This is a genomic window from Pseudonocardia broussonetiae, from assembly GCF_013155125.1.
In the GTDB taxonomy this organism is placed as follows: Bacteria; Actinomycetota; Actinomycetes; order Mycobacteriales; family Pseudonocardiaceae; genus Pseudonocardia; species Pseudonocardia broussonetiae.
Window position 1 is genome coordinate 4179810 of record NZ_CP053564.1, and the last position, 26129, is coordinate 4205938.

Genomic DNA, 26129 nt, shown 5'->3' on the forward strand with positions numbered 1-26129 from the left:
GCCCGGCGCGCAGTGCCATCCGGCGAACTACTCCGTCGCGGTACTCATGTTTCCCCGCGCGGCCACCCACGCCGCGATCTGGCTGCGGTTGGCGAAGCCGAGTTTGGTGAGGATGTGCTGAACGTGGTTCTCAGCAGTCCGCTCCGAGATGAACAGTGCCGCGGCGATCTCCCGGTTGGTTAGCCCCCGGGCCACGCAGCCCGCGACCTCGTCCTCCCGGCGGGTCAGCCCGGCCGCGCCGGTGTCCCAGGTCGCGCCCCACTCGGCCAGGTCGCGCTGGAACGGCTCCATCCCCAGCACGAGCGCGTCGCCGTGCCATTCCCGCGCGACGGCCCGGGACTTCCGGTGGTCGTCGGGCCTCCCGCGGCGGGTCAGCGCGGCCGCCAGGCCGTGTGCCGCTTCGACGGCGTACCCGCGCGCACCGCTGTCCCGCGCCACCTGCAGCGCGTTCTCGAGATCCCCGACGGCGTCGTCGAGCCTGCCGAGGTGCCGTGCGGCCTGGCCGAGGTACAGCTCGACCGGTCCGCCGTAGTAGGCGACCGCGTTGCCGGAGACGACATGGCGTCCCCGGTGCGGGTCGAGCAGTCCCCGCAGCGCCGCGACCTCGTCGTCGGCGCCGACCCGGATCGCGATGCGCACCCCGACCGCGTAGAAGTTCAGCGCGAAGAACGGCGGGGTGCGCCACGTGCCCGCCGGTCCTGCCGCCCGGAACTTGGCCCTGGCCGCGTCGAGATGCCCGGCTGTGGCGAGCAGCGCCGCCGGAGCCAGCAGGTTCATGATCTGGAAGCCGTGCCCGGGTGTCGCGGGATCACCGGGGCCTGCGGCGAGCATCTCGACGATGTGCGGTGCGCGGGGGTCCACCCCCGTGTGGTGGTCGACGGCGTTGAGCAGCGCGTGCCGGACGGGCACCGCCGCCGGGTACCGCAGCGCGGCGACCGCAGCGAACGCGGCGTCCGCACAGCTTCGGGCCTCGGTGAACCGCCCTTGGGCCTGCGCCAGTGCGGCCTCGTAGCGCCACAGCATCCACCGCGTCAGCGGCCCGCCCGACCGCTCCGACCACCACCGGAACCGTTCGAGCTCCGCGGCCACCCCGGCCAGGTCACCATGCGCGAAGCAGATGTCGATGCGCCACTCGTGCGCCGTCGCCCGCAACGCGGCGTCACCGGAGTCGCCGGCGATCGCGAGCAGCTGGTCCGCCAGGTCGACGCGCTCAGCGAGCTGCTCGGGTCCGCTGCGGATGAGGTGCCGGGCATGCAGGGCGGCGACCGTCGCGGCCGGGTCGCCGCAGCGGTTCGCCTCGTCGATGGCGGCGCGGCTCGCAGCGGCCGCTGCGTGCATGTCCCCTGTGGCCATCGCCGCGTCCGCCAGTCGGGCGAGCAGCCGGACCCTGGTGGGGTCGGGCCGGCCTTTACCCAGGCTTGCCAGCGCGTTCTCGCACAGGGTACGCAGCGCCTGGTCTACGTCGGGCACGCCCGTGACCTCCGGCAGCAGGGCGGCCTCGGCGGCCAGGTCCGATCGACCCATCCGGATGGCGACCTCGACGGCCAGCCGGACGGTCTCGCGGGTCCGCACCGGGTCGGCCGACTGCTGCAGGGCACGGGCGAGGCTGAGCAGCAGCCCGAACCGCTCCGCATCGGGGAGATCGGTCGACGAGACGTCCAGCGCGAGGCGATAGAGCCGGGCCGCCTCCTCGTACGCGAGTCTGCGCATGGCCTCCGCGGCGGCCAGCTCCGCCCAGCGCGCCGCCCGGTCGCCGACCGCGGCCGCGGCCCAGTGCCGGGCCAGGTCGGCCAGGTGCTCCTCGAGCGCGCCTGCGTGGAACGCCTCAACCGCCTCGGCGGCGGCCCGATGCATGCGGATCCGGTCCCGCTCGGGGAGCCCGGCCTCCACGGCGTCGCGCACCAGCGCGTGTACGAAACGGTGCTGCCCTGGCACGCCTGCCGGCTCGACGAGGCCGGCGCGGACCGCCTCGTCCAGCGGGTCGAGGCACCGCAGCACCAGCCTGCCGATCACGGCGGCGACCACCGCGATGGAGAACTCCCGGCCTACGATCGCGGCCGCCCGCAGCTGATGGCGACACCGCGGGGTGAGCGCGTCCATCCGGCGCGTGATCGCCTCCCGCACGCTGTCCGGGATCCGCCAGGTGCCCAGCGTTCTCGCCAGCTCGCTGACAAAGAACGGATTGCCTGCGGTGAGTTCGTGCACCCGCTCGACCAGCTCGGGCGCTACCGCCGCACCGGTCGCGGCGGCGAGCTGTCGCGCGACATCGTCGATCGTCAGGCCGCGCAGATCGACCCGGACGGCCGCAGGCTCGCGGATCAGCTCGGCCACTGCCGCCGCCCGTTCCATCTCGGTGTCGCGGAAGGTACCGAGCACGAGCAGCCTCGCGGGCTCTGGATCGCCGACCAGGTGGCGCAGCAATAGCAAGGAGGGCCGGTCCGCCCAGTGCAGATCGTCGAGCACGACGACCAACCCACGCTCGGCGGCGACCGCGCGAACGAACCGGCTGACGGCGTCGAACACCTGGAACCGCTGCTCTGCACCCCCGCTGCGGGCACGCCCGGCCTCCGCGGGGAAAACCTCGGGCGCCACCACCGCCAAGTCCGTCGCCACCTGAAGCTCGCCGGCGATGCGCTGCGCGTCGGCGACCCGGCTCGCCGCCCGCAGCACCTGTCGCCAGAGCCAAAACGGTGGTGCCCCGTCGGCTTCGGAGGCGCGCCCCCACAACGCGAGCGCTCCCCGTTCGGAGGCCCGTGTCGCGAACTCCTCGGCCAGTCGCGTCTTTCCCACGCCCGGCTCGCCCGAGCAGAGCACGAGCCGACGCTGCCCCGCATGAGCCTCCGCCAGCCATCCATCGAGCAGCGTCATCTCCCGGTCCCGTCCCAGTAGCTCGCCGCCCGCCATCGCCCCTCCTCGCAGGCGGTCAGTCTCGACTGGGGCCCCAGCATCGGCAAGGAGTCACTCTCGCTGAGCTTCGTCGCGATCGACGGCCGCGTGGGGCCGACATGAGTGGGACGGCGCCGATTCTCCCGACAACTTCGGTCGCCCACAGAGGGCCAGTTGGCACCAGGCGAGCTAGATCGCTGGTGACATCCCGGGTGGAGCCGATTTCGGCCTCGACCATCGACGAATGATCAACACCGGTATGACACGGCCGGTCCGGACGGCACACGCCAACCCGGTGAACAGCAACATCCCGCGGACCGCTGCGAGGGTGGGAGACAATTCCACGCGGTGCATCCGCTGCCGCCGCCGCCGTCGTCGGGCGGGCGGGCGGGCGCAGGGTCCCGCGGACCGAAGTCTGACCTGCGGAGCGGTGGGCCTGTTGTGCGCGCCGTAGGCCGTGATCGGCGTGCAGGCGTGCAGCCAGCATCGTGGCTGCGACGTCGGCCGGTCGCCGGGCGGGAGGAGCCCGCGCAGGTAGCGTCGAGGCATGGGCTCAGCCGAGGGGAACACGCCGGCCGGGTGGGGCCGGTTCACGCGCGGTGCGACCCGCCCGGATCGAAGCAGCCGGCCCCGACGTATCCGCCGAACCCACCGCTCGGGCATCCCGACCCGCAGGCCCACGGCAGACCCGAGCCGGTCGCCGGCGCATCGCCGCCGCCGGCTTTGACACGCGGCTACCCGGGCCACCGCAGCGCCGCCACCGCTGGGGCCTCGGCGCCTTCCTGCTCGCCGAGCTGGTGTTCCTCGGCGTCTCGGCCCTGGTCGCCCCGCTTGTTGCGGGGGAGAACCCGAGCGCGGTCGCGCTGGGCACGGCCCTCGCGGTGCCGACCGTGCTCGCCGCGGCGGTAGCGCTGCTCATCACCTGGCTGCGCGGCAACGGTCCGAAGGCCGACCTCGGCCTGGTGTGGTCGAGGCGCGACCTCGAGATCGGTCTGGCGTTCGGGGTCGGGGGCCTGGTCCTCGGGCTCGTCGCGACCGCGGTTTTCGTCGCGATCGTCGGGCCGGACGAGACGTCCGCGGTGGGCGACCTCTTCGGCGGTCAGCGCGCCGCACCCGCCGCCGCGGTGCTGATCATGCTGATCGTCGTTCTCGTGGCGCCGGTCTGCGAGGAGATCCTCTACCGCGGCATGCTGTGGGGCGCGCTGGAGAGACTGGGCGCGGGGCGCTGGGTGGCCTTCGGTGTCGTGACGGTGACCTTCTCGTTGGCGCACTTCGAGATCACCCGCATGCCGCTGCTGCTGGTCATCTCGATCCCTCTCGGCCTCGCCCGGCTGTACACCGGGCGGTTGCTGGCCAGCATCGTGGCCCATCAGAGCGCTGCTGTCGAAGCTGCTCGACGCGACGAACGACTGAGGCAGCGCGGGCAGCGCTCCCGCGGGCGCCGCCCCGTGGCCCTGAGGTTCAGCCGAGCTGCTCGGCGAGCCAACTCGCGTCCCGGCCCACCCATCCGACGAGCGCCGAACCACGGGTGTGCAGCCACGGCAGCCCCAGCACCCCGAGACCCGGCACCGGGCTCACGCCGCGGCGGTGCAGCGGCCAGCCGTCCGCGCCGACCGCTTCGGTGGGCAACCACGTGTAGTCGGGTCGGTACCCGGTGGCCCAGACCACCGCGTCCACCTGCTGCCGGTCGCCGCCGGTGAGGGAAACGGTGTCCCCGTCAACCCCGGTGAGGCGGCCGGTGAGCCGTACGCCGCGCCGGGCGACGTCCGGCAGCCGGGTGCCGATCAGCGCCTCCGTCGTCGCCAGTCGCCTGCCGAGCCGGGACCCGACGGTGATGTCCATGATGTGGGTGCGGGTCAACCAGAAGAACAGGTCCCGGCCGGCGACGTGTTGGGGCAGCCTCGGCTGCCGGGTACCGACGGCCAGCGTGACGTCGTGCGTCTCCGCGAGCTCGGTGGCGATCTGGGCGCCCGAGTTCCCCGCCCCGACGACCACCACCCGCCCGTCCGGGAGCTGGGCCGGGTTGCGGTACTCGCCCGAGTGCAGCTGCACCACCCGCGGCGCGAGGTCGACGCCCACCCGGGGAATGGCGGGTACCTGGAACGGTCCGGTCGCGGCCACCACCCGGCCGGCCCGCACGGTGCCCCGGTTCGTCGTCAGCACGAATCCCGGACCGGCGGGGTCGCGGATCAGCCGTTCCACGCGGGTGCCGGAGCGCACCGGCAGCTCGAACTGGGCCGCGTACCGCCTGAGGTAGGACGCGACGTCGTCCTTGCCGGGATACGCGTCGGGAGGTCCGGGGAACGGGAGCCCGGGCAGCGCGGTGTGCCGGGCCGGAGTGAACAGGCGAAGTGAGTCCCAGCGGGAGTCCCAGCTGGCCCCGACGCGGTCGGCGGCGTCGAGGAGGACGAAGTCCCTCCCGCCCCGCAGCCCACGTCGGGTCAGTGCGTGTCCCATGGCCAGGCCGGCCTGACCGCCGCCCACCACGGCGACGGCGACCTGCTCTGCGGTTGGCTCGTTCACGGGTTGTCCTCCGGCTGGCGGTCTGGGGCGGTACTTGGTGGTACTGGCGGCGGCGATCATGACGCCGTAAGGGCTTCGCGCGCACGGTGCGTTGCGCGAGTGTCCGCGAATGACGTTCATGGCAGTCGCGGAACTCCATGGCGACCCGGGGCGGCGGTGCACGGATCGGCGTCAAGGAACCGGAACCACCCAGTCTCGCCCACGCCATCTGAGCCGAGCTCGCGGTCCATCGAACAGCCGCCGATCAGCGGGGTCTCGACCATCAAGCTTGTCTGTCGACCTCGGGTCGGTAGGGCTGTCGACTCTGCCCGACGCTTCACCTCCCCTGCCAAGGGCGGCTGCCCGGCCCGATCCGAGTGAGACCGCCCGGCGAGATCATCTCGACGCGATCGCCGCAGACGCGATGCGGTCTCACGTCGATCGAGCGAACACCCGGGACCTTGGCGCTCGGCGGGCGTCGGGCGGGTGAGCCGCGCCCCACCGCGTCCAGGCGGGGCCGCCAGGCGCTCGGCCGGGCGAATCTCGACCTTCGGAGGTCATCGTGACCAGCACCGACTCGTTCTTGACCGCCCGCCACGCGACCGTTGCCGATCTGGTGGCGCTGCTGCAGGCCCAGCACGCCGCGAAGCTCGACGTCGTCGCGTCCGCCTGCCACCTCCTCGCTCAGAACGGCCGTCTGAGGCTGATCGGGGTCGGCGAGCCGCACCTCACCGCGGACGGCGTCACGGTCGGCGAGACCTTGCTCCGTCCGAACGCGACCGCCGACGCGGGCATCGCGGAGAAATTGGGCATCCCGCTGCCCTACCTGCGGCGGCTGCGCGCGGAGCAGGTCGGCCTCTACGACGCCAACGTCAACACCTGGCTCGGCGAGGAGCCGGACCGGCGGTTCCTCATCCGCGGCCTGCACGACCCGGACGGTGGGACCGGGGTGGCGCGGGCGTTCCTGTCGGATTCCTACCGCATGGTGGACAACCTCGACGTACTGATGGCCGTACTGGAGGGCATCCGCACCGCCGGCGTGCCGGTCGACATCGCCGGTTGCGATCTGACCGAGCGCCGCATGTATGTGAAGGTCCGCGCCCCGCAGGTCGCCGAGTACGCCCCTGAGTTGCTGGCCGGGTACCGCTCCCCGTTCACCGGGGCGCGGGGTGCGGACAACCCGGTGGTGTTCGCCGGGTTCGTGGTGTCGAACTCCGAGACCGGGCACGGTTCGTTCTCGCTGACCCCGCAGCTCACGGTCCAGGTCTGCGACAACGGCATGACCATCACGAAGGACGCTGTCCGCGAGGTCCACCTCGGTGGCCGGCTGTCCGACGGTGTGGTGCGCTGGTCGGCCGATACCCAGGACGCCGTACTCGACCTGGTCGTGAAGCAGGCCCGCGACGCCGTGGCCACGTTCCTGGACCACGGCTACGTCCGGGCGAAACTCGCCGAGATCACCCGTGACGCCGAGGTCGCGATCGGCGACCCGGCCGCGACGTTGGAGCATGTCGGGAAGGCGCTGCGGTTCACCGCCGAGGCGCAGGCCACGATCCTGGCCCACTTCATCTCCGGCTCCGACATCACCTCCGGAGGCGTCCTGCACGCTGTCACCTCGGCCGCGCAGACCCTCGACGACGCCGACGCCGCGCACGACCTGGAGCGCCACGGGCTACGCGCGATGGCCCTGGCCGCCGCCCACGCGGCATAGCCACGCATCGATCACGCGGCGGGGCCGCGCCCGGGCGAGTCTGCCGGGCCGGCCCCGCCTATCAGCTCATCTCCGAGAAGGGACCACCGTCATGACCACCATCCAGCACGTGAGCTCGTTCCCGACCATCCCCGCCGGGCAGTTGCGCGTCGGGGACCTCCTCCACCAGCCCAACCACGGCGCCGCCACGTACGTCCTCGTGGCCCGGGTCGCCATGGTCGAGGGCGTGGTGCACCTGATGGTGTACGACACCGCACATCCCGACGGCACCCCCGCGAGCTACCGGCCAATGGACCGGGTGCTGGTGGCGTGCCGGGACTTGATCGAACCCGACGACGGGCTGCGGGCGTGGACCGACGCGAGCTGGCGTCGCGCGCACCGGCGAGGGGCGGCGATCGCGCTGATGGACCAGATCCGGGCCCGCAGCGTCGGCCTGCCCCCGATCGTCGGTGTCGACGCCGAGATCGACCGATGGCGCGGCCGTGACCCGCTTCCGCCGCGCGTGGTGCCCGCCGCCGGGGTGGCCGCCCTGCTGGCCGGACCGCAGCCCGACGAGCGCCTGGTGCTGGATGTCGACCAGCCCGGCGTCCGAGCCGTGCTCGACCTGTTCGTGCAGCTCAAGGGCGTCGAGCAGGACGACGGATCGTGGAACGGCGGGAACGTCGTCGCGATCGTCTCCGAGTGGTTCGCCCGGTTGGGGATCGAATCCGGACCTCGCGGTCGGCCAGCTCGACGGCCGCGTGATCACGACGGCCCGCCGCTGGGGAGCGCACCACCTGGCCTGCGACGTGGTGCGGTAGGCGGGCGATGATGCGCCCGATCTCGCCGTCGGGTATGCCGTGGTCGATCTGGACCGGGTCGCCGAGCTGGTCCGCGCCGTGGGTATCGAGTGTGTGATCGACACCCCGGGTGGTGGGGTCGCGGTGTTGCTGGCCGGTCCACCGACCGAGGACCCGGTGTGGGCGTTCCCGTGGGCGGTGCCGGCCGGGCCGGTTCGACTGGGACGGGCCGTCGCTGGCCTCGACCCGTGACCTGCGGGTCGGCCCGGACACCGCCGACCGGGACGCCGCCATGTAGGTCCGCGTTGACCGAGGAACAGATCGCTGAATTGATCGTCACCCAGACCGGCGCCGGCGCCTGGATGGCCGAGCGGCGGTGAGCGACCACACGGCGGAGCGCTCGCCTGTCATCGATGCTGGCGAGCGTTCGGACTGAGCCGTGGATTGCGCTCGGTCGGCGTGCCTGAACACGCGGCCGAGCGCGTCAGCGGCGTGGTCGCAACGACGGTTGCGACGCTCCCCCGAGGGGTTGCGGTCCGCCCTGGCGAGCCCGCCGCAACCTGCCGGGGTCGGAGTCGACGGTGACCAGCTGCCGTCGCCCGTCTGCCGGACCAGGTGCCCGCGCCGGTGTCGCGGAGGAACCCGCGCAGCCGTTGCCGCCCAGGTGCAGCTGGGTGAGTAGCCGGTCGACCGGGTCGGGTGAGCAGGGCGGGTGGTGACGTCGAGCTGTCGGTTTGATCGTGATGCCGGTCTTGATCGTCTGCCGTCGGCGCGGACGCCCGGGTGTGCGCGGCGTCGCACTCTGGCATCGCCGACCCGCGGCCACGGCCGATGAACCCGGCCGTCGCCATCGGAGTGAACCGGCGCACCGCCGCCCCGAGCCGGTCACGCCCGGGCCGCCGCCGGTCCGCCCCGAGTGGCGCAGCCGGAACCCCCGCCGCCGCGGACGGCGCTGCCCGGGACGAGTGCGCCCCGCACCGGGGCGCGAACCGCTGGAGCCGCGCTCCGGCCAACCTCCCAGGAGCCAGCCGTGACCCTCATCGTCAACCCCGACCAGCCCATCTCCGCCCTCGCGCGAGTCGACGACCCGCCGGCCATCGACGACCCGCACGCTGCCGACACGACTGCCGACGCCGCCACCGCCAGCGCCCAGACCGGTGACGCGGGAGAGCCGTCCGACGCCGACATATCCACCGGCCACGACGAGCCGGTCGGCGAGCTGCTGCATATCGATCCGCGGACGCTGGTCATCGGCGCGAACGTGCGCCGCGACGTCGCGCTGGACCGCCCGTTCCTGCGCTCGATCGCCGACCGTGGTGTCCGGGAACCGATCATCGTCCGCCGCGACGGCCAAGGCGCGCTGGTGGTGCGCAAGGGCAAGCGCCGCACCCTCGCCGCGGTCGAGACCGGCCGCCCGACTGTCCCGGTGCTGGTCGAGACCGGCCGACCCGGCGACGACCCGGACGCCGATGACCGTGCCGAGGTGATCGACCGGATCGTTGATCAGCTCGAGGAGAACCAGCACCGCGCCGGGACCAGCGAGGTCGACGAGGTCCGGGCGCACCAGCAGCTGCTCGACCTCGGGCTGACCGCCGGCCAGATCGCCCGCCGCACCCACGTCCCGACCGCCCGAGTGAAGCAGACCACCGCGGTCGCGCGCAGCGAGCTCGCCGCCGCGGCGATGGAGCGCTACGACCTCACCTTGGACCAGGTCGCGGTCATCGCCGAGTTCGACGGTCCGGACGGACCGGATGTCGAGGCGGTCAAGGCGCTCACCGTGACCGCGGCCAAGGAGCCCGCGCAGTTCGTGCACGTCGCCCAGCGGCTTCGCGACCAACGCGCCGACGCCCGCCAGGTCGCCGACACCGTCGCCGAACTCACCGGACAGGGAGTGCGGGTGCTCGACCCCGACAACAACTCCGCTGCCGCGCAGATCAGCGGGCTGCGGCTCGACGCGCAGACTCCCAGCGGGACCGAGCTCGACGCCGACACCCACAGCTTGTGCCCCGGCCACGCGGTCACCGTCGAGGTGCACCGCGGCTGGGACCGCGAGCCCCAGGTCAAGGTCGTCCACTGGTGCACCGCCACCGACGAGCACGGCCACGTCGCCCGCTGGGGCCGCGTCACGTCAACCGACGCCGGGGGCGACGGCGCGGTGGCACACGAGCTCGCCCAGGCCGCCGAGCAGGCCAAGGCCGAACGGCGCCGGGTCATCGCGAACAACAAGGACTGGGACTCCGCTCTGTTGACTGCACCATCTCGCCCTCTTCGAGGGCTTCCTGGAGGTGGTTGCGGTGGACGAAGTTCGGCAGGCGCTGCTCGACGGTCGGCGGGCGTTGCCGGGAGTCGGGAGGGTCCGCCCCGGTGCGGCGGGGTCGCTGCCGTTCGTGGTGGTCGACGACCACGACGTCGAGATCGCGCCGATCTCGACATTCCTGCGGGATCTGATGTTGACCGACATGAGCCCGCTGACGGCGCGCTCCTACGGCCACGACCTGCTGCGGTGGTGGCGGCTGCTGAGCGTGCTCAGCGTGCCCTGGGAACACGCGTCGCGTTCCGAGGTCGAGGTGCTGGTCGGCTGGATGCGCTCAGCGGACAACCCGCAGCGACACCGCCGCCGGCCGGCGGCGGCCCCGGCCGGGTCGATGAACCGGCGCACCGGGAAGCCGTCGCTGCGGCAGGGCTACGCGCCGGCGACGATCAATCACGCCCTGTCGGTGCTGAGCACGTTCTACGCCTTCCACGCCCAGTTCGGCCACGGGCCGGTCAGCAACCCGGTGCCGGTGAGTGCGAGTCGGCGGGCTCGGCTGGCGCACCGCAGCCCGATCGAGGCTCAGGGCGAGCATCGGCGGGCGCCGTTGCGACAGAAGCCGCCGGTGCTGCTGCCGCGGGCGATCCCGGACGGCCTGTTCGACGAGCTGGTCGGCGCGATGCGCAGCCACCGGGACCGGGCCCTGTTGGCGCTCTACCTGTCCAGCGGGGCGCGGGCCAGTGAACTGCTCGGCGTGCGCGGTGAACAGGTGGACTGGACACGCCAGCAGGTGTGGGTCGTCTCGAAGGGCACCCGGGCGCTGCAGCCGGTGCCGGCCTCCCCGGAGGCGTTGCGGCACTTGGCCTGCTACTTCGACGAGCACGGCACACCCGCGGCGGACGAGATCATCTGGCGCACCCTGCGCGGCACACCCCGGCCGTTGCCCTACTTCGCGGCCCGGCGGGTGCTGCAGCGCGCCAACGCGCTGCTGGGCACGGACTGGACGCTGCACGATCTGCGGCACACCACGATCGAACGGATGACCTCGGACCCGGCGCTGTCGCTGCCCGACGTGATGGCGGTGAGCCGTCATCAGCGGGTGTCGTCGCTGGATCCGTATCTGCGGCCGCGGGTGGACGACGTCTTCGAGCGGCTGCAACGGCACTACACCCAGCCACGACCGGCGCAGACGCTCACGCCGGGCTACGACGCCGCCGACTTCCGGACGGTGTTCGGTGGGTGACCTGCGGCGCCACACCAAGCAGCGGTTGCTCACCCCGGACACCGAGCCGCGGCCGCGCCGTTCGACACCGACGCGGCAGATCATCACCCCGGCACCCGCCCCAGCCCCGGCGGTGCCGCCGCGACCGCACGGCAACCTCGACGCTGCGTCGGCTGAGCAGATCATGGCCGTCGTCGAGAGGGTGTGGCCACGCAAGTCGCAACGGACCTACGACCGGCGGCGCGGGATGCGACGGCTGCTCGACCTGATGGCCGAGTTCCCCGGCGCGACCTGGCAGCAGCGGTGGCTCGCATCGGGGTTCGACGTTCCGGACCGGCCGGTGCGCGAGCTCGCCGACACCGACTGGGCCCGCGGCGAGATCACGCATTCGCTGATGCTGCTGTGCTGCCTGCGGGTGATCCGACCGTCGCTGGCGGCGTTCCGGGGCAACCGCTTCGTCCGCTACCACGAGCATTTCGAGCCGGCCCAGGCCGACCCGCAGCTCGAGGAGTTCGTGCGGCTGGTGCAGGCCCAGGACACCTCGCCGCACTACCGGCGCTGCGCCCGTTTCGACATCGCCGGTGCGCTAACCAGTCAGGGCATCACCTTCACGGACCTCACCGCCGAGGCGTTCCTGCACTACGCCACCGAGACCCGCCGCGGCCACTTCGGCCACGGCTACGAGCTCTACGTCGGTCACCTGGCCTGGGAGGTCCTGCACCAGAGCGGGCACTTCCCACCCCGAGTGCCGTCCACGCTGCGCGCCGCGCTGCGCTCACCGGCGCTCACCCCGACCGAGCTGGTCGACCTGCACGAGGTCGGCAACCCGGACGCCCGAGCAATGCTGATCGCCTACCTCACCCGTCGCAGCCACGACCTGGACTACACCTCGCTGCGGTGCCTAGCCTCGGACCTGTGTCGCAGCTTCTGGGGCGAGATCGAACGCATCAACCCCGACCAGTCCGATCTCGCCCTGTCCGAGCGGACCTATCAGGCGTGGCGAGTCGCGCTCGGCACCCGGCGCGACGGCAAACCACGGCTGGGAGCCGACGCGATCGTCACCAACGTCCGCGCCCTCTATCTCGACCTGCAGGGCTGGGCCACCCAAGAACCCGAGCAGTGGGCCCGCTGGGTGGCGACCTGCCCGATCAGCAGCCGCGACGTCAAGGCCCGGGCCAAGGCCCGGCGGCGCACCAAGGAGCGCATGGACAACCGCACCCGCGTCCTGCAACCGCTGCTGCCGGTGCTCGTCGCCGCGGTCGAGCACCGGCGCGAGCACATGGCGCAGCTACTCGGCGCCGCCACCACGGCCGAGGCCGGGCAGCGCATCACCGTCGACGACCGCCACTACACGCGGCTGTTCTCCGCGGGCGACGCCCGCCACCAACGCATCCACGGCCGACCCAACATCCGCGTCCTCGACGAGCAGTCCGGCCGCCCGGTCAACGTCACCTCCGGCGAGGACACCGCGTTCTGGGAATGGGCCTGCGTCGAAACATTGCGGCACACCGGGGCCCGCAACGAGGAAGTTCTCGAGCTGTCCCAGCTCAGCATCCGCCAATACGTTCGCCCCAACGGTGAAGTCGTCGCGCTGCTGGTGATTGCCCCATCGAAAACCGATCGGGAACGGGTCATCCCGATGACCGCCGAGCTGTTCCACGTGATCGCCTGCATCATCCGCCGGCTGACCCGCGGCCGACCCGCCATCGCGCTGGCCACCCGCTACGACAAGGCCGAGCACGTCACCAGCGAGCCGCAGCCGTTCCTGTTCCAGCGGACCATCGGGCAGCGCACCGAGGTCATCACCCCCGGCTCGCTACGCGAGATGCTGTTCCGGCTCTGCGCCGGCCTCGCCGTCACCCATCCCCAGCTGGCCACCATCAGGTTCACCCCGCACGACTTCCGGCGCCTGTTCGCCACCGACCTCGCCAACCATGGATTGCCCATCCACATCGGCGCCGCATTGCTGGGTCATCTCAATCTGCAGACCTTCCACGGCTACGTTGCGGTGTTTCACGAAGATGTCATCCGCCATTACCAGACCCACCTCGCCAACCGACGCGCCGGCCGATCCATCGGTGAATACCGGGCCGTCACCAAGGACGAATGGGGCGAGTTCGAGCAGCACTTCGACAAGCGAAAGGTCGAGCTCGGCAACTGCGGGCGCCCCTACGCCACCCCGTGCGAACACGAACACGCCTGCGTCCGCTGCCCGATGCTGCGCATCGACCCCAAGATGATCGCCCGGCTTGACGAGATCCACACCGACCTACTCGCTCGACGTGACCACGCCCACGCCCAGGGCTGGCTCGGTGAGATCGAAGGCATCGACCTCACGCTGCGCTTCCTCGGCGAGAAGCGCGCCGAAACCCTGCGTCAGGCCCGGTTCAGCCGCGACTCTCTCACCCCAGTCGGCATGCCCGCCATCGGAGCACCCGCATGAGCACCGTGCACCTCAACACCAGCGACGCCGCCGAGCTCGCCGAGATGCTCACCTTCCTCGGCGACTGGCTCGCCAACGACCCCCACACCCTCAGCGCGTCCCTGGAGAAGTTCCTCGGCGGCACCGGCTACACCACCGACACGCTCCACAACGACCTCGCTCGCTTCGCCTTCCTGCTCACCGGAGAAGGCGCAGCACACCTCTTCGGCGGTGAGGAGCAATGATCTTCGCCGCACGGTGACGGGCGAGTCGACTTGCGAAGTGCAGAGAAGCGGCGACCGTGCGCCGCGAGTGGCTGCGCTCGTTCCTGGCCCGCCGTACCGCCCCGCGCAACGCCATGCCCTACATCGCCGCCACGCTCGCCCACGCTGGGCACGATCTGCGGCGGGCGATGGAGTCCGGCCACCCGACCGCGTGTGAGCTGCTGGGCCTGACCGCGACCGGCAGCGTCTATGTCGGGCGGCCGAATCCGATCGAGGCCCTCACCGCCACCGCGACCCCGGCGAGGGCGACCCTGCTCGCCCTCGCGGTGTTGCTCGGCGCGGCCGAGGACGCCACCGGCCGCCAGACCTGGCGCAACCCGACTCGGGAGAACGGCGCCTACTTCGCGGCGCTGCGGGACTGGGGCTACCCGTTGTCCCCGGTCGAGGAGCTCGCCCTCGGCGAGGTCGATGCGACGCCCAGTCCGTGCGATGACTCCGCTGACGAGGTCGCGGCCGCGGACGCCGGTGACGACGCCGGGGCCACCGCGGACCACGACACCGACGGTGAGGACCACGGGGCCGCCACGGACGCCGGAGAGGCTGCGGCCACCGGCTGACCCCGGTCACCGGGTGGGGCCGCGCCGCCGCGGTCCCCGCCCGGTGATCCCGACCGAGAGGAGTACCCGCGATGCCGGTCGACCACTTCACCCTCTACGACTGGAGCCGCAGCTACGTGCTGCCCGCCGAGGTGCGTAGCAACATCCCGCTGCGCGGCAGCGTCGGCATGCTCGGCGCCCACAACACGGCTCGCGGCCTGCTCGTCGAGACCTGCCGCCACACCGGCGCCCACCCGACCGGCCTGCACTACGCGGAAACCGTGCTGGGCGACCGCGCGATCGTCGTCGTCGACATCACCGCGACCGCGCACCTGCCCACCGGCGACCCGCTCACCGTGCACACCCGGACCCGGCACCACCGCCACGACGACGCACGCGACGGCGACTGGTCGATCAGCATCGACGACATCTCACATCCCGGTCGGGACCGCGCGCGGCCGCCATCCCCGCCGATGCAGGGATGGATCGTCCATCGCCTGCTGCGCCAACACACGTCGGCCCGACCGGGCCGAGGCGGGGAGTGCACCGGCGCGGGCATCGGTCGCGTGCCGTCGCGATGATCTTGTGTTGGCCGGTGGCGTCCCTGGGCACGGCGTGGGCAGGAGACGCCCGAAGGTCAGCACACCGCGGGCGGGGCGAGCGGCGATGAACCCGGACCCGGTCCGACCGGGTGGGACAGGGCCTCGCTGCGCTCGGACGCCTTCGGCGTTCCCACCCCGCTCGGACGAGCCCGGAACCTCCGCCGTCCCTACGGACCCCGCCTACGGCGCGCTGAGGCCAAGGGCCGCGTCACCAACCCCATCACCGAGCACCAGGGAGCACACTGTCATGAACAAGATCACCGTCCACGGCAACCTCACCGGCAAGCCCGAACTGCGCCACTCCCGCTCCGGGGTCCCGGTCACCACGTTCACCATCGCGGCCAACCGGCGCCGGCTCAACCGGCAGACCGGGAACTGGGTCGACCTGCCCGCGGTGTTCCACCGGGTCGTGTGCTTCAACGCCCTGGCCGAGAACGTCGCCGCGAGCCTGGACAAGGGAACCCCGGTCGCGGTCACCGGCGAGTTCACCGACGACAGCTACAAGCGCGAGGACGGCAGTATGGTCCGCCGGATCCAGATCGAGGCCGCCGACGTCGCCGCGAGCCTGCGCTACGCCACCGCCACGCTCACCAAGAACCCGCGCAACGGTGCCATAGCGCCGCCCGCCGATGAGCCCGACCGCGCGGAGGACCGCGCCGAGGCCGTCGAGGGTCCGGCGCTCACCGTCGTCGGATCCGACTGAGCCAGATCAAGCGGCGGGCCTGGACCTCAGCGGTCCGGGCCCGCCGCTGTTCCTGGAGGCGGCCCTAGCCCGTGGGCGTCCTCGCGTCGGTGTCGCACCGTGCCCGCGAACCCGGAACACGCGCCAGCCGCTACCCGAGCACCCACACCTCGACACGATGCGGCGCGTGATCCGGAACCGCGGGCCGACCCGGTGCTCCGACGCGGGGAGAACAACATGAACGATTCTCAACACCGTCCACCCGCTGCGCCGAGGCCCGCGCTGGGCCGGCTCGGCGCCGCAGCTGCATGCGCCGCTGGGAACGGGTGGAGGGTGTTCCCCGCCGTTCCCCGCGGCAAGGTCCCGGCGATCGCCGACTGGGAGAACGCCGCCACGACCGATCTCGACCAGATCACGGCATGGTGGCGGTCGGCTCCGTGGAACGTGGCCGTCAGTGCAGGACCGTCTGGGTTGCTGGTCGTCGACCTCGACGTCAGGCGCGGCGCCTCCGCGCCGTCGCGCAGGGCCAGCGTCCGGGGCGGATACGACATCCTGGATCGGCTCGCCGCCGCAGCCGGCGAGATACCGCCCACCGACACCTACACGGTCGCGACCCCGGGCGGGTTGCACCTGTACTTCCGCCAGCCCGAGGGCATGCGGTTGCGCAACACCCAGGGTGGACTTGCAGCGAACGTGGACACCCGCGGGCACGGCGGGTACGTCATCGCTGCCGGGTCGGTCCGCGTCGCAGGCATCTACCGGGTTGTCAGGCGCCGCCCGGCCGCCGAACTTCCGGCCTGGCTCGCTTTGGCGCTCACCCCATCACCGGCGCCGGCCGCTCGCACGCCGCGCCGGATCTCGAAGACGCCGCTTCCCAACGCGAGGGCTGCGGCCTATCTGCGTGCCGTCGTCGATGGCGAATGCGCCGCAGTGGCCGCGGCGACCGTCGGACATCGCCATCAGACGCTGCTGCGCGCGGCGCGCAGGCTCGGGCACTGGGTCGGAGGATCTGCCCTCAGCGCGACCGCCGCCCACGCTGCGCTCACCGATGCGGCTGGTGGCTACATCGGCGTCGAGGGCTACACCGCCGCACAGGTCGATCGCGACATATCCGACGGACTCGCCTACGGCGCCCGGTTTCCCCGCTGCCTCGACGACATCGACAACCGGACGTAGCTCCGGACGATCGCCGGTTGCGGCAGCCGCTGGAACGCCCTCCTCGCGCACGAGGTGCTGTCAACACTCCGCTGGATCATGCGGCGGGGTGGTGGGCGGGTGCGGCCCCGAGGTGGGGTCGTCGAGTTGGGTCGGGCCTCCGGTGCTCCGCTCAGGTGGATCGCCCGGAGGTCAGCACACCGGGGCGTGGGCGAGCGGCGATGAACCCGGCCCGCCCATCCCGGTGAGATCGCGTGCGGATCCGACATCGGCCGCCAGTCGGCGAAGCGATCACACCGGGATGGGCGAGCCGGAACCCCCGCCGTCCCTCCGGGACCCCCGCCCCGGCGTGCTGAGGCTGCGCCGCGTTCCCCCAACGCCGAGCACCGGAGGCCCTCATGACCATCACCGCCACCACCGAGATCACTGAGTCCGACACCCGCGCGACCCGCCTCGCGGTCCTCGAAGCCCAGGTCTGCGAGGCCCGAGACGAGATTCGCGTCGCCCGCCTCTGCGATGACATGTCCCTTGCCTTCGACGCGCTCGAGTCTCTGGCCACGCTCATGCAGCACACCCTGCAGGAGCTCGCGCATCTCGGCACCGAGACCAGCCCGCGCTGACCGCCAGGGGTCATGGCCCGCCATGCCGGGGCGGGCCCGTCGCCCTGCTGGCTGGCGCGCTCGTGCAACACCTGGACCTACGGCGAGACGGTCGCTTGCCTCATCGGCTGTCCGGCTCCGACCCGGGACGCTTGCCCGGGAACCGCGGACGCCGGGTAACGGCTTCCTGACGTACAGCGATGAGGGGGCAGCGATCTCTTGGGGGACGAGGATGCGCCGAATCGGTGCCGCGACCGCGATCTGTGCCGTGTTGACGATGCCGAGGTGCTCGGCCGCTGCCCGACCCAGATCAAGGGCAGCGAATGTCTGAGCAGGTTCTTGCTGCTGGTCAGAATGTGGTGGCGCCGTCGGGCCTGTGGGACGTCGGGCTGAACGTCCGTTCTGGCCTGGATGTCGATCTGTGCGCTCTGCTGGTGGGGGAGGACGGCAAGGTCGCCGGCGATGACGATCTCGTGTTCTACAACGCCCCCCGTCACGTCAGCGGTGCTGTCACGCTGACTGACGATCCATCCTCGACAGGGCTGCGAATCGACCCCCGCGCGGTGCCCGCGGGAGTGGCCCGGATCGTGATCGCGGTGACGGTCGAGGTCAAGGGCTCCTTGACCGGCATGAACGTGCGGCTGCAGGGGACGGGCGCCGGTCCGGTGTTGGCCTTCGCCCCGGTTCAGCTCGACGGGGTCACCGCGGCCGTGCTGTTGGAGGTGTATCGGCGTGCTGGGTCCTGGAAGGTCCGGGCGGTCGGTCAGGGGTGGGCCAGCGGGCTGGCCGGTCTCGCCACCGACTACGGCATCGCGGTCGATGACGACTCGGGGGACGACGAGCCGGCCTCGTCGCAGGGCGCCGAAACGCAGCAGGAGCCCGACGCTCGGCGCGCGTCCGGAGACGATCAACAGGTCTCAGCGGACAGAGCTGGCCTGGCCGGCGACCTGCGTCGTCTCACTGCGCAGCGTGCGGCGTTGTCCGCCGAGTTGTTCTCGCTCACCAAACGCGTCCGGGATGCCCGCGCCGAACTGGTGCAGACCGACGAGCTCGCTCTACTCCAGGAAGTCGGCTACTACCAGTTCAGCCACCCGCTGGATGACGCAGTGGCCTACCGCGAGCGACTCGACGCACTACGCGGCAAGATCAAGGCGGCGATCAGGGACAAGGTGGCTGTCCGGAGCCGGCCAGGGTGGATGGTCAACGGGTCGGCCAAAGAGGGAGCCGCGCTCGTCCGGGACTTCGGAACGCTGATGCTGCGCGCCTACAACGTGGAGGCGGACAACTGCGTCCGCACCGTTCGTCCGCACAGCCTCGCGGCCGCGATCAAGCGGCTAGACACCACCCGGGCCGCGATCTTGAAGCTCGGTGCCTCCATGGGCATCACCATCGACGACGCCTACCACCAGCTCCGGGTGGACGAACTGCGCCTGACCACGGACTTCCAGGCCAAGGCCGCGCAGGAGAAGGAGGACACGCGGGCCGAGCGCGAGCGGCTGCGCGAGGACGCGAAGGCGCTCGCCGAGCTCCAGCGCGAGGAGGCGAGGCTCCTCAAGGAGCGGTCGCACTACGAGACGGCGCTGGCCCGGTTGCTCGAGGGTGATGACGTGGAGGCGCAGGAGCGGATCCGTCAGCAGATCCGGGACATCGACAACGGGCTGGCCGGCGTGCGGGAGCGTGAGGCCAACACCCGCGCCGGCTTCGTCTACGTCATCTCCAATCCTGGCGCGTTTGGGGAGGCGATGGTCAAGATCGGGATGACGCGGCGCTACGACCCGATGGACAGGATCAGGGAGTTGGGCAATGCCGGCGTCCCCTTCCGGTTCGACGTCCACGCGCTGATCCTCAGCGCGGACGCACTCGGTCTCGAGGCGGCCCTGCACAGGGCGTTCGCTGCCCAACGCGTCAATCGCGTCAACCTGCGGCGTGAGTTCTTCTACGTCTCACCCGCCGCGGTCCGGGAGGTTCTGCTCGAGATCGGGCGCGATCACATCCTCGAGTACAAGGACACCGCCGAGGCGCTGGAATGGCGGCAGAGTCGGGACGGGGCGTCACCGGACAGCGCGGCGGCCGGATCCGGGCGTGCCGGAGTCCAGTTGCGTCGGCAATAGGCATGAAAGGTGTGGCCCACCCGGCGACGGGGGGCGCGCCATCAGGGTGGGACCGGAACGGGCACGTCACGAAAGGGCGGTCACGTCCCCTGGGTTGGTGGAGTTCGGGTTCGTGGTCTTGGCGTGGCGATCCTGACGGAGACGGCCATCGTGCGACGGTCGGTGAGACCTGGCTAAGGGTTCTCACGGAAGGACACGACGCACGATGGCCTTGGACCATGCTGCCCTATTGGAAGTCCTCGACGCACTCAAGGCCGGTGATGCCGGTGAACGTGTCCGGGTCGCGGCCGAGACGATGTATCAGGCCCTGATCGAGACCGAGGTGACGGCCACGATCGGTGCCCAGCCCTGGGAACGCAGCCCGGGGCGCACGAATCAGCGCAACGGCTCGCGGCCTCGCATCCTGTCCACCACGGCGGGGGACCTGGCGCTGCGGATCCCGAAGTTGCGCACCGGGTCGTTCTTCCCCGCTCTGCTCGATCGCCGCCGGCGGGTGGACCAGGCCTTGTTCGCGGTGGTGATGGAGGCCTACCTGCACGGGGTCAGTACGCGCAAGGTCGATGATCTGGTGCAGGCGCTCGGGGTCGGGTCGGGGATCTCCAAGAGCGAGGTCTCCCGGATCTGCGCTGATCTCGACGACCAGGTCGCGGCGTTCCGGGCCCGGTCGCTGGCCGAGACGAGTTACCCGTATGTGTTCCTGGATGCGACCTACTGCAAGGCCCGCGTCGATCACCAGGTGGTGTCCCAGGCCGTAGTCGTCGCGATCGGGGTGCGCGCTGATGGGCACCGCGAGGTGTTGGGTCTCGATGTCGGGGACAGCGAGAACGGCGCGTTCTGGACCGGGTTCCTGCGCAGCCTGGCCGCCCGCGGCCTGAGCGGGGTGAAACTCGTCATCGCCGACGCCCACCTCGGGCTCGGCCAAGCGGTGCGTACGGTGCTGCTCGGTGCCGGGGTCCAGCGCTGCCGGGTGCATTTCATGCGCAACGTGCTGGGCGTGGTCTCCAAGCCGCACGCGGCGATGGTGGCCGCGTTGATCCGCACCATCTTCGCCCAACCCGACGCGGCCGCGGTGCGCGAGCAACTCACCACCGTCGCTGGGATGCTGGGCCGCCAGTTCCCCAAGGTCACCGCCATGCTCGAGGCCGCGACCGAGGAGCTGCTGGCGTTCACCGCGTTCCCGCCCACGCACTGGAAGAAGATCTGGTCGACCAACCCCTTGGAGCGGTTGAACAAAGAGATCAAGCGCCGTGCCGACGTGGTCGGGGTCTTCCCCAACCCCGCCGCCCTGCTCCGCCTCACCGGCGCCGTCCTGGCCGAGCAACACGACGAGTGGCAGGTCAGCGACCGCCGCTACCTCTCCGAAGCCTCCATGGCCGCTCTGGTCGCGGTTCCGGCCAGGAACACCGCACTACCGGCCACCGCCCTGATCACGGCATCATGAGCACGCACTGACCCGCACGGTGTCGAGCACGAACTCCACCACTCAGCGGGACGTGACCCGAAAGGGCAATTTCATGGCACGACGGCGGGGATTGGTCGCCAGCATCGCGCGCATGCAGCGCGAGGCCGAGCGCGCACGGGCGGTACGTGAGCGCGATGCGGCGCGCCGGGCACGCGAGGCGCAGCGATCGCAGGCCGCGCGGGCGCGGGAGCGGGTGGCCGACCAGAAGGAACGAGCCCGCCTGTACGCCCTGGCGCGGGCCGAGGAGGTCGCGGGGGACAACGCGGAGCTCGAGGCCGAAGTCGCTGCGCTGGAGGGAGTGCTCGCCTCGACCCTGGACATCGACGACTTCCTGGATCTGGAGACTCTCAAGCGGCCACTGGTGCTGCCGCAGTTCGACCCGAGTGTCGCCGGTGTTGTGCGCCCGGCGCCGCGACTGGAGGAGTTCCTGCCCGATGCGCCGTCCGGTCTGGGACGGGCGTTCGGCGGCGCTGCGCGCCATCAGGAACGCGTGCAGCAGGCGCAGGCAGCGTTCGAGCGGGCAGCCGCAGCCCACCAGGTGCAGGTGCAGGCGCACGGAAGGGACTTCGAGGCGGCCCGGCGACGACACGACGCCGAGGTCGCGCGGCTGGCCGTCGAGCATCGTGAGCAGATCGAGCAGGTCACGGACCTGCAGCGTGGCCTTGCCGCGGGCCTACCCGACGCCGTCGTCGGATACCTCGACCTGGTGTTGGAAGCGGCGGCCTACCCGGACGGTTTCCCGCACGCCTGGCGCCTGGCTTACTCACCCGAGACCCGCCAGCTCGTCGTGGAGTACGAGCTTCCCGCTCGCGAGGTGGTCCCGGTGGCGAAGGCCTACCGCTACATCAAGAGCAGCGACACCGTCACTCCCGTTGCCCGGTCCCAGGCGCAGATCCGCGCTCTCTACAGCTCGGTCGTGGCCCAGACAGTGCTCCGTGTGGTGCACGAGGTCCTCGAGTCCGACCGGGCCGGACGGGTCGCCTCTGTCGTGCTGAACGCGCACGTCACTGCCACGGATCCAGGGACCGGACGGCCGGTCCGGCCGTGCCTGGTCGCGCTCGGGACGACCCGGTCCCGATTCATGGAGCTCGACCTGCGCCGGGTGGATCCGGCCGCATGCCTGCGGCATCTCGAGGCCCGGGTCAGCCGGGACCCCGCCGCGCTCGTCCCGGTCGAGACGATGGTGCGTTTCGACTCAATCGATCTGCGGTTCTCGTCCGAGACCGAGCAGGTCGGACAGCCGGCGACCGCAGGTTCAGCGGTGAACGACAGCGCGCCGGCGCCGACGCTCGTTACGCCTGGATCCGACGAACGCCGACCCGCGGTACCTGTTCGGCCGGAGCCCCTGAATCCCAGCGCAGAGCAGGACCTGAGCGCGGGTCAGAACGTCGTACTGACCGGCCCGGTGATCGACGTCAGCCTCCCCGAAGCGTGGACCTCACCGGCCGACCTGTCCGTGCTGATGCTCGGTCCCGACGGCCGCGTCGCCGGGGACGACAACTTCATCTTCTTCAACAACCCGACGGCAGCCGACGGCGCGATCGGGCTTCGCGGAGGGGACAACCCCGACGGGGCCACGATCGATCTGTCGTTGCTGCCCGAGCACTGCGAACGCCTCGTCCTCGTCGCGAGCGGCGCCGACCCGACCGTCGACGTCGCGCGCACGGCCCTGCTGATCCTCGACCCCGCAGCCGAGAGAAGCCAGCTGACGTTCCGACCGACCGACACGACGGTCATGCCCGCGCTCATCTGCGCGGAGATCTACCGCCGCCACGGCTCCTGGCGGCTACGAGCCGTCGGCCAGGGATACGGCGACGGCCTCGCCGGTCTCGCCCGCGACTACGGCGTCAACGTGAACTGAGTACCGCCAAACCTTCGATGATCGTCGTCAGCAAAGAGTCAGCATGACCCTCAGCGCTCGACCGGTGTGCCCGGGCCCGACCGCGACCAACACACTGGCTGACCGGCACCAATGCGTGTTGACGGCTTTCCGTGCTGTTTCCTGTCAGCGTTCACACCGAAGAGGTCACTGGTTCGATCCCAGTATCGCCCACCAGCACAAACGCCCCTCACCGCATAGCGGTGGGGGGCGTTTGACACAGATTCTGACAACAACGGTGACCACTTCGGCCGACTCCGCCTGCGGTCACGGGAGCGATCTGCCAGTGGGTCGGCCCGGGTCGACTTCGCGTAGTGAGCGAGGGGACCGCTTCGGGCTCGTGAGTCCTTTCTGTTGTCAGGGCGCTGCCGCCGCCGCTCATCATCGGGGCCAGCCGGATCGTCACCGGCCTATGCGACGCCGCTGCGTGTCATCGAGCGCCAGTTGGCCCGTGCGGTCGGTGGGCACCCTCGGGGACCGTGACGACCGACGACGGTTGGTCAGCAAGGCTGTGCACCCCGGGCGAGTGCAGGTGCAGGTCCACACGGATCCACCGAGCGCCTGCGGTCACATCGGGCGCGTGCAGGGCGGACGCGGCCGAGACGATCATCGGAGTATTGTCCCATCGACGTCACAGCGCGCTGTCGCCACCGGTGCAGCTGCGAGGTCACGCCTCGTCTGCAGGTGGCGGGGGTTCTCGCGGACGACGGGCGGCAGGGCCATCGTCGTGGTGGAACCGGAACCCGCCTGTTGAGCCGCAGCCCGTTGGTGGCCGCGGCCGGGCTTCAGCTCACGGCGCCCATCGGTGGGTGCGCACCCGAACCGTCGACGGAGGGCGGTGGCAAACGCACTCGGCGCCGTGAAGCCGACGGCATGAGCAACCGCGGTGTGATGGGCTGGTGGATGTACGTGGCGTTGGTCAACCGGGTCCGTGAAGTGACCCCCGCTGGTCGGACACCAATGGGATGCCCCGGGTTCCGCGGAGTCGGCTTCCTGGAAGCTAGGCCACGACAATCTTGCTGTTGGACTCGAACTCTATCGGTGACAGCCACCCCAGCGCGCTGTGTCGACGGCGCCGGTTGTGCCAGATCTCGAGGTACTCGAAGATCGCATTGGCCAGCTCGATCCGGGTCCGCCACCGCTTGCGGTCGAGCAGTTCGACCTGCATGCGCGACCAGAACGCCTCGATCATGGAGTTGTCGAAGCAGTCCCCGACACTGCCCATCGAGGGCACCAGCCCGGAGTCCTTCGCCCGGTCGGTGAAGGCCCAGGACCCGAATTGGGTGCCCTGGTCGGAGTGAATGATCGTCCCCGGCGGTGGTCGGCGGGAGTCGATGGCCATGCCGAGCGCGTTGGTCACCAGCGCCGCGGTCGGCGAGGAATCGATGGACCAGCCGACCACCCGTCGGGCGTAGGTGTCCAGGACAACCGCGCAGTAGAGCTTGCCTTCGCGGGTGTGGTGCTCGGTGATGTCGGTGACCCACAGCTGGTTGGGCCCATCCCTGCTGAACTGGCGCTCGACCAGGTCCTTGGCGATCAGGTCCGGGCGAGTGCCCTTCCACCGCGGCCGCCCGGTCAACCCGGCCAAGCAGGCTCGTGCCATCAGCAGCTCGACGGTGCCGTGCGCGACCAGCAGACCGCGACCGAGGGTGAGCTCGGCGTGCACGCGCCGGTACCCGTAGGTGCCGCGCGAGGCCTGGTGCACCTCCCGGATCACGTCGGTCAGCAGCGCGTGCCGCACCTCTCGGGCAGAGGGACCGCGGCTGCGGAACTCGTAGTAGCCCGATTCCGACACGGCGAGGACGCGGGTGGCGACCTGGACGGGCAGGCCCTCGCCGGCCATCACCGCGATCGCTTCGTAGCGTCTTTTGGGGGCACCACCTTCCCCAGCAGTGCGCTAGCCCGCCGGTGCACGGCCAGTTCAGTCTCCAACTCGGCGATGCGACGCTTAGCCGCGCCGAGCTCGGAGCGCTCGGCGCTGCTCAGCCCCGGCTCCAGCCCTTTGTCGATGCGGTCCTGCTTGCGCCACACATAGATCGACTGAGCGCTGATGCCCAGGTCCCTGGCGACCTCGATGACCGGTCTGCCCGCTTCGACGAGATCGAGCACCTTTCGCCGGAACTCCGGCGGATACCCACGCCTGCCCACCACGGCCCTCCCAGAGGCTCAGGTGACCAAGATTCCAGCTACCCGACTCCGAGAATCGCGGGGCACACCACCAACGACATTGTCGGCCGTCGGTCGCCGACCGCCCCATGTCGACGGTGCCCCGGGACCGGCTGCGGGCCGGGTTGCCAGGCCATCGGGCAGCACCCGGTCGTGTGGAGTGGGGAGCGGCGCACGCCGCTCCCCACTCGTCAGCCGCCGTGCAGCCGGCTCAGCAGGTGCTGTACTGGTTGACGGTGATGAACCGGACGGTGGCGCGGGCGGGGCCTCCCCACCACTGACGCGAGGCGTGGCAGATGCCGTTGGCCAGAGTGTCGCCGCAGCCGCCGGTGGCTCGGATGGCCCCGATGGCGGCGTAGAGGTTGCCGCGGGTAACGGCGAAGGTGCGGCGCGCGACGTTGTAGCAGTCCTGCGGCGCCGCTTGGGCCTCCGCGACCTGGAACACCGCAGGGACCGAAGCGCCGCTCGGCAGCACCGCGGGTGCGATGAACGCGGAGGCGATCAGCACGGGGAGCAGGACCAGGGTGCGCAGGCGTCGGCGTGCGGCCGACAGGGGGCGGGGGGCCGGGTTGGAGGCGTTCATGACATGGGCTCCGATCATCTGCGTCGCGGGGGTCGACGACGTCGATGCAGACGATCACCCACCCGCGCCTGCACCACCTATGAAGAACTCTTCCTGAACGCGCCGGCCTGCCGTCCACAAAATTGACTACGGCCGCCTTCCGACCGAAACGGATCGTCGTCCGGCCCCGATGTACCCATGCCCGTCCGCCGAGCGAATGCAGGAGACCGTGACACGCACCCAGCGGGGACCGCTGCTGACCGCGCTGGTGTCGATCCTCGTGGTGGCGGTCGTCATCGTCGCTGGGCTGCTTTCCGC

At 71.3% G+C, this 26129-nt stretch carries 17 protein-coding genes and 2 pseudogenes; 14 read left to right on the plus strand and 5 right to left on the minus strand.

The window, feature by feature from the left end:
* Positions 1-27 precede the first annotated feature (27 nt).
* Positions 28-2904, minus strand: coding sequence for an ATP-binding protein (locus HOP40_RS20675; RefSeq protein ID WP_172161061.1), 2877 nt, complete (start codon positions 2902-2904; stop codon positions 28-30).
* A 1115-nt stretch (positions 2905-4019) separates the two neighbouring features.
* Here HOP40_RS20675 and HOP40_RS36820 point away from each other — a divergent pair.
* Positions 4020-4199 (plus strand): annotated as a pseudogene (locus HOP40_RS36820) (CPBP family glutamic-type intramembrane protease); the annotation flags it as partial.
* A gap of 148 nt (positions 4200-4347) precedes the next feature.
* On the opposite strand, the gene HOP40_RS20685 reads toward HOP40_RS36820, so the two are convergent.
* Positions 4348-5409, minus strand: a complete 1062-nt coding sequence (locus tag HOP40_RS20685) for a flavin-containing monooxygenase (RefSeq protein ID WP_240157176.1) — start codon at positions 5407-5409, stop codon at positions 4348-4350.
* A 541-nt stretch (positions 5410-5950) separates the two neighbouring features.
* Here HOP40_RS20685 and HOP40_RS20690 point away from each other — a divergent pair.
* Entirely contained in the window at positions 5951-7099 is a 1149-nt protein-coding gene (locus tag HOP40_RS20690) for a DUF932 domain-containing protein (RefSeq protein ID WP_172161063.1), read from the plus strand.
* A gap of 91 nt (positions 7100-7190) precedes the next feature.
* Entirely contained in the window at positions 7191-7910 is a 720-nt protein-coding gene (locus tag HOP40_RS20695; protein ID WP_172161065.1) for a hypothetical protein, read from the plus strand.
* 452 nt (positions 7911-8362) lie between these two features.
* Here the strand turns inward: HOP40_RS20695 and HOP40_RS36920 are convergent, their stop codons facing one another.
* A complete protein-coding gene (locus tag HOP40_RS36920) occupies positions 8363-9952 on the minus strand; it encodes a hypothetical protein (RefSeq protein WP_172153788.1) in 1590 nt (529 codons plus the stop codon).
* A gap of 313 nt (positions 9953-10265) precedes the next feature.
* Here HOP40_RS36920 and HOP40_RS20705 point away from each other — a divergent pair, with 313 nt between their 5' ends.
* The 11 genes from HOP40_RS20705 to HOP40_RS20755 all read left to right on the plus strand — a co-directional run bounded on the left by HOP40_RS20705 (position 10266) and on the right by HOP40_RS20755 (position 23065).
* Positions 10266-11372, plus strand: a complete 1107-nt coding sequence (locus tag HOP40_RS20705) for a tyrosine-type recombinase/integrase (RefSeq protein WP_240157177.1) — start codon at positions 10266-10268, stop codon at positions 11370-11372.
* Positions 11365-13794, plus strand: coding sequence for a site-specific integrase (locus tag HOP40_RS20710; protein ID WP_205346850.1), 2430 nt, complete (start codon positions 11365-11367; stop codon positions 13792-13794). Before HOP40_RS20705 ends, HOP40_RS20710 begins: the two co-directional genes overlap by 8 nt.
* Positions 13791-14018 (plus strand): hypothetical protein, encoded by a 228-nt coding sequence (locus HOP40_RS20715; protein WP_172161067.1) that lies wholly within the window; start codon positions 13791-13793, stop codon positions 14016-14018. Before HOP40_RS20710 ends, HOP40_RS20715 begins: the two co-directional genes overlap by 4 nt.
* Before the next feature lie 56 nt (positions 14019-14074).
* Entirely contained in the window at positions 14075-14614 is a 540-nt protein-coding gene (locus tag HOP40_RS20720; protein WP_172161069.1) for a hypothetical protein, read from the plus strand.
* Positions 14615-14685: 71 nt separating this feature from the next.
* Complete coding sequence (locus HOP40_RS20725) at positions 14686-15174, plus strand: hypothetical protein (protein WP_172161071.1); 489 nt, start codon at positions 14686-14688, stop codon at positions 15172-15174.
* Between the two features lie 268 nt (positions 15175-15442).
* On the plus strand, positions 15443-15898 hold the full coding sequence (gene ssb, locus HOP40_RS20730; RefSeq protein WP_172161073.1) for a single-stranded DNA-binding protein: 456 nt from the start codon (positions 15443-15445) through the stop codon (positions 15896-15898).
* Positions 15899-16114: 216 nt separating this feature from the next.
* A complete protein-coding gene (locus HOP40_RS20735) occupies positions 16115-17053 on the plus strand; it encodes a bifunctional DNA primase/polymerase (protein WP_275691301.1) in 939 nt (312 codons plus the stop codon).
* 377 nt (positions 17054-17430) lie between these two features.
* Positions 17431-17652 (plus strand): hypothetical protein, encoded by a 222-nt coding sequence (locus HOP40_RS20740; RefSeq protein ID WP_172161077.1) that lies wholly within the window; start codon positions 17431-17433, stop codon positions 17650-17652.
* Between the two features lie 302 nt (positions 17653-17954).
* Positions 17955-19742, plus strand: coding sequence for an SNIPE associated domain-containing protein (locus tag HOP40_RS20745; RefSeq protein WP_172161079.1), 1788 nt, complete (start codon positions 17955-17957; stop codon positions 19740-19742).
* A 205-nt stretch (positions 19743-19947) separates the two neighbouring features.
* Positions 19948-21183, plus strand: coding sequence for an IS256 family transposase (locus tag HOP40_RS20750; protein WP_172160996.1), 1236 nt, complete (start codon positions 19948-19950; stop codon positions 21181-21183).
* A gap of 112 nt (positions 21184-21295) precedes the next feature.
* On the plus strand, positions 21296-23065 hold the full coding sequence (locus HOP40_RS20755; RefSeq protein ID WP_172161081.1) for a TerD family protein: 1770 nt from the start codon (positions 21296-21298) through the stop codon (positions 23063-23065).
* A gap of 1018 nt (positions 23066-24083) precedes the next feature.
* Here the strand turns inward: HOP40_RS20755 and HOP40_RS20760 are convergent.
* Both HOP40_RS20760 and HOP40_RS20765 read right to left on the minus strand, forming a co-directional pair.
* Positions 24084-25231 (minus strand): annotated as a pseudogene (locus HOP40_RS20760) (IS3 family transposase).
* Positions 25232-25460: 229 nt separating this feature from the next.
* Positions 25461-25832 carry a hypothetical protein gene (locus tag HOP40_RS20765; protein ID WP_172161083.1) on the minus strand — a complete coding sequence of 124 codons (372 nt, stop codon included), beginning with the start codon at positions 25830-25832 and terminating at the stop codon, positions 25461-25463.
* Positions 25833-26129 lie beyond the last annotated feature (297 nt).